Below are 14,692 nucleotides of genomic sequence, written 5' to 3' on the forward strand. Positions count from 1 at the left end.
GGGGCCTGGCCCGCACCGGCCACACGCCTTACCCTTCAGACATGACTGAGCATCTGGATCCGGCACTGGTCGACATCTGGTTCGCGGCCTGGTCGCGATCGCGCGGCTACCGTACGAGCCAGGAGGCGGGGCGACGCGCGGCCCTGCGCACCCCTCGCCCCGCCCGCATGATCCCCGGCGGCTCCGGTCGCGCCACGGTGGACGTGCCGGCCACGTGGGAGCACGTGGTGGTGAACCCCTCCCGCGGGGAGCTGGAGGACCTGCGCGAGGCGGTGCGGGACCAGGAGCAGATCCTGCTCACAGTGTTCGGCGACGCCGGCGAGGACCCGAAGGCCATGGGTCTGAAGGCCCAGGCCGAGCCGGAGCGCTTCATGACCATGGACATGGACCCCGAGCTGCAGGACGTGGAGCCCCCGCTGCTGCCCGAGGGCTATGAGGCCCGCGTGGACCAACCGATGGAGGGCAGCCGTCGCCTGCGCATCCTGGCCGTCGGCGCCTCGACCGTGCCCGAGGGCGAGGAGGAGCTCGCCGCCCTCGGCTGGGTCACCGAGGAGGGCGGCACCGCCGTCTACGACCGGATCTGGACGTCCCCGAACCACCGTCGCCGCGGCCTCGGCTCCCTCGTGATGCGCTACCTCACCTCCGAGGTCATGAGCGAGGGTGAGATCAGCCGCGGCCTGCTCGTCGCGTCCCCGGACGGCCAGAAGCTGTACCGCCACCTGGCCTGGACCGACCTCGGCCCCGTGTCCATCTGGGGTCGCGGCCTGGCCGAGGACAACCCCGCCGCCGAGCACACCGGCACCATGGGGGCGTGACCGGCCACCTCCCGGAGCACGATCCCTGGGCGGATCCCGCGGGCGGCTGGGGGCCGCCCGGCACGGCGGATTCCGCGCCGCCCGTCGACGACGCCGCCCCGGACTTCTCCGGACCGGAGCCGCAGCCCGTCGGTGCGGTGGTGGCCGACGTCGTGGCCGGGCTGTCCGTCACGGCGCCCGGCGACCTGCGCCCGGACACGCCGGCGGGGGCCGGACTCCGTGCGGCGCTGGGCCGGACCGGGCTGCCCGAGCAGATCCGCCACGTCACCGAGCTGCCCGCACGGCAGGCCCGGCACACGGACTGGCCCGCGGACGCTCCGGAGGGCCTAGTCAGGGCCTTCGCGGCGCGCGGCGTCGAGCGGCCGTGGCTGCACCAGGTACGGGCGGCGGCCCTGGCCGGCGCGGGGACGCACACCGTGCTCGCCACGGGCACGGCGTCGGGCAAGTCGCTGGGCTACCAGCTGGCGGTCGGCACCCGGCTGGCCGCCGACCCCCGGGCCACCGCGCTCTACCTCGCCCCCACCAAGGCCCTCGCGGCGGACCAGCTGACCTCCTGGCGCGCCCTCGAGCGGGACGGTGCCCCGGGGCTGCGCGCGGCCCCCTACGACGGCGACACCGCACCGCAGGATCGGATCTGGGCCCGCGAGCACGCCACCGTGCTCATGACCAACCCGGACATGCTCCACGTGGGGATCCTGCCGCACCACGAGCGGTGGGCCGCGTTCTTCCGGAATCTGACGTTCGTGGTGGTGGACGAGTCGCACACGTACCGGGGCGTCTTCGGCTCGCAGGTGGGGATCCTGCTGCGTCGACTGCGGCGCATCGCCACCCACTACCGCGGGGACCGTCCGGAGACCGTGTTCATCGGGGCGTCGGCGACGTCGGCGGATCCGGCCGGGCACTTCGCCCGACTGATCGGGGCGCCGGCCACAGCCGTCACCGAGGACGCGTCCCCGCACGGGGCGGTCACGGTGGCGTTCTGGGAGCCGGAGCTGACGGACCGCCGGGGCGAGAACGGCGCGCCCGTCCGCCGCTCGGCGATGGCCGCCGCCGCCGACCTGGTCACGGACCTGGCCCTGCAGCAGGTGCGCACGCTGGCGTTCATCCGCTCTCGGCGCGGTGCCGAGGCCATCGCGAGCGCGGCCAAGCGGCAGCTCGAGGAGGTCGAGCCGGGGCTCGGCGCCCGGGTCGCGGCCTACCGCTCGGGCTACCTGCCCGAGGAGCGGCGGGAGCTGGAGGCGGACCTGCGCTCGGGTCGGCTGCTGGGCATGGCCTCGACGCCGGCGCTGGAGATGGGCATCGACGTCGCGGGGCTGGACGCCGTGGTGGTGGCCGGCTGGCCGGGCACCCGCGCGTCGTTCTTCCAGCAGATCGGCCGCGCCGGGCGCGGCGGCCAGGACGCGCTCGCGTTCTTCGTGGCATCGGACGACCCCCTGGACACGTTCGTGGTGGACCACCCGGAGGCCGTGTTCGACCTGGGCGTGGAGGACACCGTGGTGGACCCGGAGAACCCGCACCTGCTCGGCCCGCAGCTGTGCGCGGCCGCCGCCGAGCTGCCGATCACGCCCGAGGCGTTCGGCTGGTTCGGGGAGCCGGAGCGGGTGCGCGCCCTGCTGGACGTGCTGGTCGAGCAGGGGCTGCTGCGCCGTCGGCCGGCCGGCTGGTTCTGGACGCACCCCGAGCACGCCGCCGGCATGGTCTCCCTGCGGGACGACGGCGGCGGGCCCATGGACATCATCGACGCCGAGTCCGGCGCCCTGCTGGGCACGATGGACTCGCCCCAGACCCACTACCAGGCGCATCCCGGCGCGGTGTACGTGCACCAGGACCGCACGTACCTCGTGGAGGAGCTGGACGAGGACGCGCACGCGGTGGTCGTCACGCGCGCCTGGCCGGACTTCACCACGCAGGCCCGGGACGTCACGGAGATCGAGATCGTGGCGGTGCACCGCCGCCTGGACGCGCGGGAGGGCACCCTGCGCTGGTGCCTCGGGGACGTGCAGGTCCGCACCCAGGTGGTGTCCTTCCAGCGCAAGGCCCTGGTCTCCGGGGAGGTGCTCGGCGAGGAGCCCCTCGACCTGCCGGCGCGGGACCTGTTCACCTCCGCGGTGTGGTTCCAGGCGGCCTCGGACGAGCTCATCGCCGCGGGACTGACCACGGATCGCCTGCCCGGCGCCCTGCACGCGGCCGAGCACGCGATGATCGGCATGATGCCGCTCGTCGCCTCGAACGACCGCTGGGACATCGGCGGCGTCTCGATGGTCCTGCACCCGGACACCGGCTCCCCCGCCGTGTTCGTCTACGACGGCCGGCCCGGCGGGGCGGGCTTCGCCGAACGCGGCTTCGAGCAGGCGCGACGCTGGGTCGAGGCGACGGCGGGGGCCATCGCGGCCTGCGAGTGCGCGGAGGGCTGCCCGTCCTGCGTGCAGTCCCCCAAGTGCGGCAACCGCAACAGCCCCCTGGACAAGGCCGGCGCGCTGACCGTCCTGCGGTTCCTGATGGACCACGCCGATCACCTCGTCCCGGCGGACGCCTCGACCGACGGCTCGGGCGGCGGCGCCTCCGGCGGGTCCGCGGACGCGGCGCCCGGGGCCTGAGACCGCGGCGGACCCGCGACGGCATCGGCCGTGGCCGCCGGCAGCGGGGCGCGAGCGAGTTCGACCGCGACGCGCACCGTCCCGTCCTCGCGCACCTCGCACGCCACGACGGCGGCCCCGTTGCGTTCGGCGGTCCGCCCGGCCAGGACGCACGGCTCGTGGTCGGAGAGCCCGCGCCGGGCGTCGGAGGCGGCGAGCGCCGCCAGGTCGGCGGCCCCGGCCGCCCGGGCGCCGGTGACCGAGGCCTGCCCCAGCGCCGCGACGGCCAGCAGCAGCCCCGCCCCCAGGGCGGCCGTGCCCAGGACGGACACGGTGCCCGAACCGCGTTCGCCCCGCACGGGCGCCCTCCCGCGGGTCATGACCGGTCCTCCGGCGAAGCGGCGGGCGTTCCGGGCCGCTGCTCGGGGGCGGCGGCGTGCGCGGTGAGGGTGAGGGCCTCGGCCCAGGCGAGCGGCCCGGGGCCGGGCTGGACGACCTCGACGGTCACCCAGCCGCCCTCGACGGTGTGCGAGAGCGAGGCGTCGTCGCCGGCCATGCGCGCCACCGCGTCGCGGGCCGCCGCCTCGTCGTCGCCCCGGGCGAGGATGCGGGCGGCCGACGCCGCCGCGTCCTGACCCCGCACCTGCTGCACCGCGGCGGCGCCGGCCAGCAGGACGGACACGAGCACGAACGCGATCACGGGCAGCAGCACCGCGTACTCGGCCGTGACGGCCCCGGTCTCGCCGCCCCGGAGCCCCCGGGGCCGCCCCGCCGTCCGGGCGCCCGTACGGCGCGCGGACGGCGGGGCGGAGGTCGGGTGCTCAGTCACGCTGGAGCGCCCCGGTGACGAGGTCCACGAGCAGCGACTGCACGTCCGGGCTGGTGAGCACGACGGCCAGCACGCCCGCGAAGCCCACGGCGGCGAGCGTGAGGATGCCGTACTCGGCCGTGATCGCGCCGGTCTCCTCGCCCGCGGCGTCGACGACGCGGGCGAGGCGGTCGCGCTCGCTCGGGCGGGTGACGGCGGGCTGGGCGGAGTGGGAGCGGTGGGTCATGGTGGTCCTCCTGGAGTGGGCCCCGCGGTGCGGGGCGGTGGTGACGGCCCGGCCGGGCCGCTGGTCCCAGGCTGGCCCGCTCCGGGGCCCGCGCGCCGGGGGCGATGCGGATCCGGGGATGGGCCGGGGCGATCGGGGCCCTGTGCAGGACCGGACGCCCTGGCGTCGCCACGGCCTCAGCCCGGTCCCGCCCCGAGCAGGGCCATGACGACGGGCACCACGCCCCAGCACACGAAGGCGGGCAGCAGGCACAGCCCCAGCGGCATCACCAGGCGCACTGCGAGCTCCTCGGCCGCCCGTTCGTCCGCCCGCCGGGTCTGCTGACGGACGGCGGCGGCGGTCTCGGCCAGCGTGCGGGCGCCGGCCATTCCGGACCGGTGCAGCGGACGCAGTCGGGCGGCGGTCTCGGCCCACACCGGGTCCGTATCGAGGCCCACCCATGCCTCGTCCCAGTCCCGACCCCAGAGCAGCAGCGCCGCCGTGGCCCGCAGGCCGCGGGCGCCCGGCAGGGTCCGGCCGAGGTCGTCCAGCGCGGCGGGCAGGGATCGGCCGGCGCTGAGCAGCGCCGCCAGCACGTCCAGCACGACGGCGGCCCCCACCGCCGCCGGCTCGCGCGCGGCCGCACGCAGCAGCAGGCGCGTCCAGGACCGCCCGGCCAGCCAGAACAGCAGACCCACCGCGGCGACCACGGCACCGAAGGGCGAGCGGACCAGGTCCCCCGGGGAGGTGCCGAGCAGCCACGCGAGGCCGAGGCCGCCCAGGGGCAGCCACTGCAGCAGCCGGGACGTCGCGCCCGGCCCCGCCGCGGCCGAGCGGCGGGCTCGGGCCGCGTCCACGTCCGCCTCGAGGCTATGGGCCAGCTGCCGGGCCACGGCTGCGGGAGCGGCACCCGCCCGGGCCCCGGCCGCGAGCGCCGCATCGACCAGCGCCCAGCCCGGGTCCCGTGCGGGGGTCCGCCAGGGCAGGGTCCCACCGCGGCGCGCCGCCTCCCCGGTCGCCGCATGCGACGCCGGCACATCCCAGGCCAGCGCCTCGGCCCGGCGTCGGGCGTGGTGATGGGCGCAGCACGCGGCCCCCGCCTCACCCGGCTCCGACCCGCAGGCGGGCAGGGTGCACGCGGTCTCCCGCCAGGCCTGCTCCTCGGTCAGGCCGGCCGCGACGAGGGCGGCCCAGCGGCGCAGCACGCCGACAAGCACCTCCGTCTCCTCCTCCGGCCTCGCCCGCCCCGCCCGCCAGGGCAGCAGCGCCACGGCACGCCCAGCGCGCGACCGTCGTGCCTGCCCGGCCGCCGTCGTCGTGCTCACCGGCCGCACCGCCCCGCCAGCCGGGCCGCGAGCGCGGGCACGCCGGGTCCCTCGACGGTCCGCCCACCCGCCGCCTCCGTTCCGGGCCGCCACGTGAGGGCGGGCAGCAGGGCGAACCCGTCGGCGCGCGGGTCCGAGACGGCGAGTTCGACTGGATGCCGCCCGTGGCCGTCGCGGGCGATGTGCAGCACGGCGTCCACGCCGGCGCGGGCCTGCGCGGCCACCGTCTCGGGCCGCCAGCCGGCCAGGGAGGCCATGGCCGTCAGCCGGGCGGGCACCTCGGCGGCGGCGTTGGCGTGCAGGGTGCCCCACGCACCCTGATGTCCCGTGTTCAGGGCGGTGAGGACGTCGGCCACCTCGGCGCCGCGGCACTCGCCGACCACGAGCCGGTCCGGCCGCATCCGCAGCGCGTGGCGGACGAGCTCGGCCAGTCCGACCTCGCCGGCGCCCTCCGCGTTGGCGGCGCGGCACTGCAGTGCGACCACGTGCGGGTGATCGGGCGCGGCCTCGGCCGTGTCCTCCACGACGACGATCCGTTCGTCCCCCGGCACCCGGCCGAGGGCCGCGGAGAGCAGCGTGGTCTTGCCCGCCCCGGTCGCGCCGCTGACCAGGACGGTGGCACGGTCGCGCACGAGCGCCTCGAGGGCGTCGGCCCAGAGGGCGCCGTCCGGCCAGCCGTCGGCCAGCGCGGTCAGCGACGGCGTCGTCGCGGCCGGGATCCGCAGGCTCAGCAGGGTGCCATCGCCACTGACCGGGGGCAGGACCGCGTGGACGCGCACGCCGCCCACGCGGGCGTCGGCCAGCGGCACCGCCGCGTCGAGGCGGCGGCCGGCCCGGTGCAGCAGCCGCACCGCGAGCGCCCGGGCGGTCTCGGGGTCGAGCCGACCGGGGCGGCGGACGAGGCCCTCGTCCCCGTCGGTCCACACCGCGCCCGCGCCGTCCACGAGCACGTCGGTCACGCCCGGGGTGCGCACCCAGGGTGCGAGCGGGCCGAAGCCGTCGAGCTCATCGACCAGCGCCGCCACGCGCGGGTCGTCGATCGGCGCGTCGAGGGCCTCGGCGATCAGCGGGGCCAGCGGCGGCTCCGCCCCGTCTGCGGCCGACGCACGGGCCTCGGCCACGCGCAGGCGCACGACGGCGGCGTCCAGCCCGCCGGGGCCCGCTGCGGGTGCGGCCAGCGGCGGCGCGGCGACCTGCGTGCGTTCCGGCTCGGCCGGGTCAGTGCGGGGCCACGGGAACCGTCGGCTGCCCTCGGGCGGGGCGGGGCGGCGGCGGCGGCCCCGGGGCGGGCGGGCCGGGGCGGCGGGGACGAACGGGCGCATGGCGGGCCTCCTGCGGGTCGGGGCGGCGGCCGCGGTCCGCGGCCGCCGGCCCGTCCAGTCCACCGTCCCGCCCGGGCGCCTGCGCCCCCGGCCCCGCCGCTGGGGACACGGGCCCGCCCACCGGCGCCTGTGCAGGAGCGGGCGGCGGCGCGCAGCCGTCAGCCGCGCAGGATCCGGTGGGTCCGCGCGTCACGCACGCGGGAGTCGTCCCACGGCACGTCCCAGCCCAGCAGTGCCAGCACACGGTCCAGCAGCGCCGCCGTGAACCCCCACACCAGGCGCTCGCCCACGAGGAAGCCCGGCGTCTCGCCGCGGCGGCCGCCGGGCCGGGCCACGCGGCACCGGTTCGCGGGGTCCACCAGGTCCGCGACCGGCATCCGGAACACGGCCGCGGCCTCGGCCTGGTCGACCACCGCCACGCGACTGGGGTCCCGCCACCACCCGAGCACCGGGTGCACCACGTGCCCCGAGACCACCACCGGCACCGCCGGCAGCACGCCCAGGACCTCCACGCCGGCCGGGTCCAAGCCGGTCTCCTCCTGCGCCTCGCGCAGGGCCGTGGCCACGACGTCGGCGTCCTCGGGGTCGACGCGACCGCCGGGGAACGCGATCTGCCCGGCGTGCTGGCGCAGGGTGGCGGCGCGCTGGGTCAGCAGCACGTCCACGTGCGGGTGCACGCGCTCGGCGTCGTGACGGGCGGGGACGTCGTCGAGGGCGCCGAACAGGATCAGCACGGCGGAGGGGCGCGGATCGCCGGACCGGGGCCAGTCGAAGCCCCACATCGGCACGGCCTCGGGCGGGATTGTGGTGAGCGAGGCCGGGTCGTGGTGACCGGACGCGTCCGCAGGGGCCGTGCCCCACCGGGCCACGAGGTCCGCCAGCTGGTCCCGCGCACCCGTCAGCGACGCCTCGGACGTCCCGGCGGCGTCGCGGGAGGTCGGGCGGGGGCTCGCGGGGGTCTCAGGCATGGCCCCCACGCTAGCCGCCGGTCGTAGCCTCGGGGCATGACGGCTCCCCTGACCTCGCCCCCAGCGGCCACCGCGTCCTCGGATCCGGTGGACGTCGCGGTGATCGGCGTCGGCCAGGCCGGACTGGCGGCCGGCTACTTCCTGGCGCGGGCCGCGCGGGACGTCGGCCGCGGGCGCCGGCCGGGCCCGCCGCCGTCGTTCGTCCTGCTCGACGCCTCCGCCCAGCCCGGCGGCGCGTGGCCGCACCACTGGGACTCCCTGCGCCTGTTCTCCCCCGCCGAGCACTCCTCCCTGCCGGGCCGACCCATGCCGCCGTCGCCCGGCCCCGGCACCCCGGACGCCGGGCACGTCGTCGCCTACCTGGCCGACTACGAGGACCGCTACGGGCTGCCGGTGCGCCGGGGCGTGCGTGTCGCGGAGGTGACGCACGACGCCGCCGCGTCCCCTCCGTTCACCCTGCGGCTCGAGGACGGCACGGCCCTGAGCGCCCGCGCGGTGGTCTCCGCCACCGGCTCGTTCACCCGCCCGTTCTTGCCGGCCCTCCCGGGCGTCGACCACTTCGGCGGCACGCAGCGGCACTCCGCCGCGTACCGCTCCCCCGACGCGTTCACCGGGCGGCACGTCCTCGTGGTGGGCGGCGGCAACTCGGGCGCCCAGATCGCGGCGGACCTGCTGCTGGCGGGTGTCGCCACCACGTGGGCCACCCGGCGTCCGCCCCGGTTCATGCCGGACGACGTGGACGGGCGGGTGCTCTTCGATCGGGCCTCGGCGCGCGTGCTGGGCCGCTCCGAGGCGCGCGTGGGCGACCTCGGGGACATCGTCATGGTGCCCTCGGTGATCCGCGCCCGCGACGGGGCCGGGCTCCACGCGGTCCCCGCGCCCACCGCGCTCACGCCGGACGGCGTCCGCTGGGACCACGACGCCGGCGCGAGCCACGGCTGGCCCGCCGCCAACCGCGCCGCGGCCCGGGTGCGCGGCGCCGAGCACCCGGTGGACGACATCGTCTGGTGCACGGGCTTCCGGGCGGACCTGCGCCATCTGCGGGGCCTCGAGCTGACCCGCCACCCCTCCGGGGCGCCGGCGACGGAGCGTGCACTGCCGACCGCCTCGGTGGACGTGCCGGGGCTGCACCTGCTCGGCTACGACGACTGGTGCGGGGCCGCCTCGGCCACGCTCGCGGGCGTGGGGGCTCACGCGCGCCGGGCGGTCGCCGCGATCCTCGCGGGTCTCACCGAAGGCTGAGCGGGCAGGCCGGGCGCTCAGGCCTCCAGCCCGTGGCCGAGGGCGCGCAGCTCCCGGCGCGTCCGCCCCGCGCGCAGGAGCTCGAGCAGCTCCTCCCGGCCGGGCTTGAGCTCGTAGGCCAGCAGGGCGCGCGCCCGCTCGGGGTCGGTCTCCCCCTCGCCGTAGGACGGGCACCAGCGGGCGATCGGGCACGCCCCGCACGCCGGGCGGCGCGCGTGGCACACGCGGCGGCCGTGGAAGATCAGCCGGTGGGAGAGCATCGTCCAGTCCCGGCGCGGGAACAGGGCGCCCACGGCGTGCTCGACCTTCACCGGGTCGGTCTCGTCCGTGAACCCCAGGCGCCGGGCGAGCCGGCCGAAGTGCGTGTCCACGGTGATCCCGGGCTGGCCGAAGGCGTTGCCGAGCACCACGAACGCGGTCTTGCGGCCCACCCCGGGCAGCGCCACGAGGTCCTCGAGACGGGCGGGGACCTCGCCGTCGTGCCGGGCCACGAGCTCCTGGGACAGCCGCAGGATCGCGGAGGCCTTGTTCCGGTAGAACCCCGTGGAGCGCACGAGCTCCTGCAGCTCGGGCTCGGTGGCCGCGGCCATCGCGTGGGCGTCCGGGAAGCGGGCGAACAGCGCCGGCGTGGCCGCGTTGACCCGCACGTCGGTGGTCTGGGCGGACAGCACCGTGGCCACGAGCAGCTCGAACGGCGTCTCGAAGTCCAGCTCGGCGACGGCGTACGGGTACGTCTCGGCCAGGATCCGGTTGATCCGCCGCGCCCGGCGCACCAGTGCCAGCTGGGTCTCCCCGGTCGGCGTGCCCGTCGACTCCGTCTCCATCCGCGCGTCCTCCCGCCCTCGTGCGATCCGCTCAGGTCCGACCATCCTAGGGAGCGGGGCGCGTGCCGACGTCCGCACCGCGTCCGGCCCCCGCTTCCGGGCACGATGCGACACACAGGACCCGAGGATTTGTGGCGACGACGCCGCGCGCGGCATGCTGAGGCGGGAGACTAGTGTGGGGCGCGTCACATCCGCGCTGCGCACTGACCGCACCACCCCGAAAGGACCCCGTCGATGGACGAGCAGATCCCCACGTTCCCGCCCCCGGCCGAGTTCGCCGCCCAGGCGGTGGCCGGAGCCGACCTGTACGAGGAGGCCGCCGAGGACCGCCTGGCCTACTGGGCCCGCCGCGCCCGCGAGGTCCTGCACTGGGAGCAGGACTTCACCGACGTCCTGGACTGGTCCGACGCACCCTTCGCGAAGTGGTTCGTCGGCGGCACCACCAACGCCGCGTACAACGCCCTGGACCGCCACGTCGAGGCCGGCCACGGCGACCGCGTGGCCATCCACTTCGAGGGCGAGCCCGGCGACACCCGGACCTACACCTACGCCGACCTGGCCGCCGAGGTCCGGCGCGCCGCCAACGCGTTCGAGTCCCTCGGCGTGACCAAGGGCGACCGCGTGGCCGTCTACCTGCCGATGATCCCCGAGGCCGTCATCACGATGCTCGCGTGCGCGCGCATCGGCGCGGTCCACTCCGTGGTGTTCGGCGGCTTCTCCTCCGACGCCCTGCGCTCCCGCGTGGACGACGCCGAGGCCAAGCTCGTCGTCACGGCGGACGGCTCCTTCCGCCGCGGCAAGCCCTCCATGCTCAAGCCCGCCGTGGACCAGGCCCTCTCCGCGCCCGGCCACACCGCCGAGCACGTGCTCGTGGTCCGCCGCAACGAGGCCGAGGTCGAGATGACCGAGGGCCGCGACCTGTGGTGGCACGACGTCGTGGACGGCCAGTCCGACGAGCACGAGCTCGTGTGGCACGACGCCGAGCACCCGCTCTACATCCTGTACACCTCCGGCACCACCGGGAAGCCGAAGGGCATCCTGCACACCACCGGCGGCTACCTCGTGCAGGCCGCGGTCACCCACCACGACACCTTCGACCTGCACCCGGAGTCGGACGTCTTCTGGTGCACCGCCGACGTCGGCTGGGTCACCGGGCACTCCTACGTCGCCTACGCACCGCTGGTCAACGGCGCCACCCAGGTGATCTACGAGGGCACCCCGGACTCCCCGCACCAGGGCCGCTGGTGGGAGATCGTGCAGAAGTACGGCGTGAGCATCCTCTACACGGCGCCGACGGCGATCCGCACGTTCATGAAGTGGGGCCGGCACATCCCGGACGAGTACGACCTCTCCAGCCTGCGCGTGCTCGGCTCCGTGGGCGAGGCCATCAACCCGGAGGCCTGGCGCTGGTACCACGAGGTCATCGGCGCCGGCCGCTGCCCCATCGTGGACACCTGGTGGCAGACCGAGACGGGCGCCCACATGCTCACCCCGCTGCCCGGCGTGACCACCCTCAAGCCCGGTTCCGCCCAGAGGCCGGTGCCCGGCGTCGTGCTGGAGGTCGTGGACGAGCTCGGCGAACCCATGACGGACACGAGCGCGGGCTTCCTCGTGGTGCGCGAGCCGTGGCCGTCCATGCTGCGGGGCATCTGGGGCGACCGGGAGCGCTTCAAGGAGACCTACTGGTCCCGCTTCCCCGGCATGTACTTCGCCGGCGACGGCGCCCGCTACGACGAGGACGGCGACATCTGGCTGCTGGGCCGCGTGGACGACGTCATGAACGTCTCCGGCCACCGCCTGTCCACCACCGAGATCGAGTCCTCCCTCGTGGCGCACCCGTCCGTGGCCGAGTCCGCGGTGGTCGGTGCGAAGGACGAGACCACGGGTGAGGCGGTCGTCGCGTTCGTCCTGCTCACCGCGGTCGCCGTCGCGGCCGACCGCGACGTCGCCGAGGTCGAGGAGGAGCTGCGGCAGCACGTGGGCAAGGACATCGGCCCCATCGCCAAGCCCAAGCGCGTGCTCGTGGTCCCCGAGCTGCCCAAGACGCGCTCCGGCAAGATCATGCGCCGTCTGCTCAAGGACGTGGCCGAGGGCCGCGACCCGGGCGACTCCACCACGCTGGCCGACCCCACGGTCATGCAGCGCATCGTGGAGACGCTCGCCCCGAAGGCCTGAGCCGGCACGACGACGCCGCCCCGGACCGCACGCTGCGTGCGGTCCGGGGCGGCGTCGTCGGTGGGCGGGCCCGCCTCAGGCGCGGGCGGCCGCGTCCCGGCGGACCAGCTCCACGGCCTCGTCGGGCGTGTACCCGAGGCGCTCGAGCAGGGTGTCCAGACAGCGCCGCACGGCCTGGTGCGCGGCGTCGGCGCGGGCGTCCGCCGAGGCGGCCACGAACGTGCCCGCGCGACCCCGGGTGCGGATGGTGCCGTGCGCCTCGAGCTCCTTGTAGGCCCGGGCCACGGTGCCCGGTGCCACGCCGAGCTCGGCGGCGAGCACGCGCACGGGCGGCAGTCGGTCCCCGCGGGCCAGGGATCCGGAGGCGACGCCGGCCAGGACCGCGTCCACGATCTGCCGGTAGGGCGGGGCCGGCAGGCTCGCGTCCACCGCCACGACCGGCAGGGAGGCGGAGACCACGCCCGCGGCCCCGTCGGCGACCGGGGCCGCCGCGAACGGACCGGGGAGCCTCATCGACTCACCGGTGCCGCGCGTCGAGACGGCCATCCTCGCGCTCCCGCACGGCGGGGGCCAGCTCGTCCTCGATGGCGAGGTCGCCCGAGGAGTCGTCCGGGTGGCGGAGCAGGTGGATGGCGGAGACCGCGAGGCCGCCCCACACCAGGAGGATGGCCAGGGACATCATGACGATCGCTGCGGTGCTCATCGGTCAGAGCTCCTTCCGGGTGGTGGCCGCGGGCACCACCGGCAGGGCGCCGGTGGGGACGGTGCCCTCGGGCACGGCGTTGTGCGGGATGAGGTCGCCGTGGATCTCGCTGTCCAGGTCCTCCGCGTAGAGGTTGGACTTGCGGGACCACGGGATCAGGGAGAGCAGGACGGCCAGGGCGACGGAGCCGAGCGCGATGCCCCAGCCGAAGACGCCGAGGAAGTCGCCCGGGTAGCCCTCATAGCCCTCCGCGATCACCTTCATGATCCAGGAGAGCCAGATGTAGGCGAGCACGATCGGCATGAGCACGCCGATCAGCAGCACGTACCCGCGGCCGACCTTGAAGGAGGAGACGGCGTTGAGGTGCGCCGTGATGCGGCGGGCCGAGCCCAGTGCGCCGGTGACCAGGAGCACCGACAGGAGCGCCGCGCCCACGATGCCGAAGTTGTTGGCGAACGCGTCCATGGTGTCGAGCATCTGCAGGCCCGTGGTGGTGGAGAACAGGGCGAGGGAGACCACCCCGGACAGGCCGATCACGACGATCGTGGCCGTCCAGCGGCCCCAGCCGAGCTTGTCCTTCACGGCGGAGATGACGACCTCGAGGATCGAGATCAGCGAGGTGAAGCCGGCGACCACGAGCGAGCCGAAGAACAGCACGCCGATCAGGGCGCCGAGCGGGGCCTGCGAGATCAGGGTGGGGAAGGCGATGAACGCCAGGCCGATGCCGCTGCCGGCCACCTCGGACACGGACACGCCGGAGGCCTGCGCCATGAAGCCCAGGGCGGAGAACACGCCGATGCCGGCTAGGATCTCGAAGCCCGAGTTGGAGAAGCCGACGACCAGGCCGGAGCCGGTAAGGTTCGTCCGGCGGTTGAGGTAGGAGGCGTAGGTGATCATGATGCCGAAACCGACGGACAGCGAGAAGAAGATCTGGCCGTAGGCGGCGATCCAGACGCCGGGGTCAGCGAGCGCGGCCCAGTTCGGCGTGAACAGGGCGTCCAGGCCCTGGGCGGCGCCCGGCAGGGTGAGGGCGATGCCGACGAGGATCAGGAACATCACGATGAGCAGCGGGATGCCGACCATCGAGGCCAGGGCCACGCCCCGGCGCACGCCGAAGCCCATGATGAGCAGCGTGATCACCCAGACGGCGAGCATGGGCCAGAAGACGCCCGAGACGAAGTCGAAGGACGGGGACGGGTCGTCGGCGACCCGCAGGTAGTCGCCCATGAGGAAGGTCTCCGGGTCCTCGCCCCACCGCTGGTCCACGGAGAACCAGGTGTACATGATCGCCCAGCCGATGATCGCGGCGTAGTAGATCCCGATGACGACGCAGATGAGCACCTGCCACCAGCCGACGGTCTCGGTCCACCGGGACAGGCGCCGGAACGCCAGAGGCGCGGAGCCGCGGAAGCGGTGGCCGATCGCGTAGTCGAAGAACAGCAGCGGGATGCCCGCCGTGAGCAGCGCGATCAGGTAGGGGATGACGAACGCGCCACCGCCGTTCTCATAGGCGACGTAGGGGAAGCGCCAGATGTTGCCGAGGCCCACGGCGGAGCCGATGGCCGCCAGGATGAAGGCCCACCGGCCGGTGAACTCCTCCCGGGTGCGCTTCGGCGCCGTGGCGGGCGCGGAGACGGTGCTGGACATGCAGGACCTCCGAGGGTCGGGGAAACTCGAGTGTGACGGATGCCACAATAGTCGACGCGGG

Annotated in this window: 14 protein-coding genes; 4 read left to right on the forward strand and 10 right to left on the reverse strand. The window is 75.9% G+C overall.

What is annotated here, in order from left to right; all coding sequences use genetic code 11:
* Window positions 1–41: 41 nt before the first annotated feature.
* Together ACFI33_RS03970 and ACFI33_RS03975 are read left to right on the forward strand one after the other, a co-directional pair.
* Window positions 42–815: a GNAT family N-acetyltransferase gene (locus ACFI33_RS03970; RefSeq protein WP_036336902.1), complete on the forward strand. Its 774-nt coding sequence runs from the start codon at window positions 42–44 to the stop codon at window positions 813–815.
* Window positions 812–3,412 (forward strand): DEAD/DEAH box helicase, encoded by a 2,601-nt coding sequence (locus ACFI33_RS03975; protein WP_036384897.1) that lies wholly within the window; start codon window positions 812–814, stop codon window positions 3,410–3,412. Before ACFI33_RS03970 ends, ACFI33_RS03975 begins: the two co-directional genes overlap by 4 nt.
* Here ACFI33_RS03975 and ACFI33_RS03980 read toward each other — a convergent pair.
* The 6 genes from ACFI33_RS03980 to ACFI33_RS04005 all read right to left on the reverse strand — a co-directional run bounded on the left by ACFI33_RS03980 (window position 3,328) and on the right by ACFI33_RS04005 (window position 8,040).
* A complete protein-coding gene (locus ACFI33_RS03980; protein ID WP_036336906.1) occupies window positions 3,328–3,771 on the reverse strand; it encodes an Rv3654c family TadE-like protein in 444 nt (147 codons plus the stop codon). The two genes, ACFI33_RS03975 and ACFI33_RS03980, sit on opposite strands and share 85 nt — an antisense overlap.
* Window positions 3,768–4,220 carry a TadE family type IV pilus minor pilin gene (locus ACFI33_RS03985; protein ID WP_036384896.1) on the reverse strand — a complete coding sequence of 151 codons (453 nt, stop codon included), beginning with the start codon at window positions 4,218–4,220 and terminating at the stop codon, window positions 3,768–3,770. The genes ACFI33_RS03980 and ACFI33_RS03985 overlap by 4 nt, the downstream gene beginning before the upstream one ends.
* Window positions 4,213–4,446 (reverse strand): DUF4244 domain-containing protein, encoded by a 234-nt coding sequence (locus tag ACFI33_RS03990; RefSeq protein ID WP_036336908.1) that lies wholly within the window; start codon window positions 4,444–4,446, stop codon window positions 4,213–4,215. Before ACFI33_RS03990 ends, ACFI33_RS03985 begins: the two co-directional genes overlap by 8 nt.
* Before the next feature lie 176 nt (window positions 4,447–4,622).
* Window positions 4,623–5,642 (reverse strand): type II secretion system F family protein, encoded by a 1,020-nt coding sequence (locus tag ACFI33_RS03995; protein ID WP_144879411.1) that lies wholly within the window; start codon window positions 5,640–5,642, stop codon window positions 4,623–4,625.
* Between the two features lie 104 nt (window positions 5,643–5,746).
* Window positions 5,747–7,072 (reverse strand): CpaF family protein, encoded by a 1,326-nt coding sequence (locus ACFI33_RS04000; protein ID WP_144879409.1) that lies wholly within the window; start codon window positions 7,070–7,072, stop codon window positions 5,747–5,749.
* A gap of 158 nt (window positions 7,073–7,230) precedes the next feature.
* Window positions 7,231–8,040, reverse strand: coding sequence for an NUDIX hydrolase (locus ACFI33_RS04005; protein ID WP_036382288.1), 810 nt, complete (start codon window positions 8,038–8,040; stop codon window positions 7,231–7,233).
* Between the two features lie 36 nt (window positions 8,041–8,076).
* On the opposite strand from ACFI33_RS04005, the gene ACFI33_RS04010 reads away from it, so the two are divergent.
* Window positions 8,077–9,282 carry an NAD(P)-binding domain-containing protein gene (locus tag ACFI33_RS04010; RefSeq protein WP_095347352.1) on the forward strand — a complete coding sequence of 402 codons (1,206 nt, stop codon included), beginning with the start codon at window positions 8,077–8,079 and terminating at the stop codon, window positions 9,280–9,282.
* Between the two features lie 17 nt (window positions 9,283–9,299).
* Here ACFI33_RS04010 and nth read toward each other — a convergent pair whose 3' ends face one another.
* Complete coding sequence (nth, locus tag ACFI33_RS04015; RefSeq protein ID WP_036382284.1) at window positions 9,300–10,106, reverse strand: endonuclease III; 807 nt, start codon at window positions 10,104–10,106, stop codon at window positions 9,300–9,302.
* A 234-nt stretch (window positions 10,107–10,340) separates the two neighbouring features.
* Between nth and acs the strand changes: the two genes are divergently transcribed.
* The gene (gene acs / locus ACFI33_RS04020; protein ID WP_036314287.1) at window positions 10,341–12,281 is read left to right on the forward strand and encodes an acetate--CoA ligase; all 1,941 of its coding nucleotides are present in this window, start codon (window positions 10,341–10,343) and stop codon (window positions 12,279–12,281) included.
* 75 nt (window positions 12,282–12,356) lie between these two features.
* Here acs and ACFI33_RS04025 read toward each other — a convergent pair whose 3' ends face one another.
* The 3 genes from ACFI33_RS04025 to ACFI33_RS04035 are packed head-to-tail and all read right to left on the reverse strand — an operon-like array spanning window position 12,357 to window position 14,631.
* Window positions 12,357–12,827 carry a GntR family transcriptional regulator gene (locus ACFI33_RS04025; protein ID WP_063189855.1) on the reverse strand — a complete coding sequence of 157 codons (471 nt, stop codon included), beginning with the start codon at window positions 12,825–12,827 and terminating at the stop codon, window positions 12,357–12,359.
* On the reverse strand, window positions 12,799–12,984 hold the full coding sequence (locus ACFI33_RS04030; protein ID WP_063189857.1) for a methionine/alanine import family NSS transporter small subunit: 186 nt from the start codon (window positions 12,982–12,984) through the stop codon (window positions 12,799–12,801). Before ACFI33_RS04030 ends, ACFI33_RS04025 begins: the two co-directional genes overlap by 29 nt.
* A 3-nt stretch (window positions 12,985–12,987) precedes the next feature.
* On the reverse strand, window positions 12,988–14,631 hold the full coding sequence (locus ACFI33_RS04035; RefSeq protein WP_063189859.1) for a sodium-dependent transporter: 1,644 nt from the start codon (window positions 14,629–14,631) through the stop codon (window positions 12,988–12,990).
* Window positions 14,632–14,692 lie beyond the last annotated feature (61 nt).

It is taken from the genome of Micrococcus sp. PSi08, assembly GCF_054960655.1.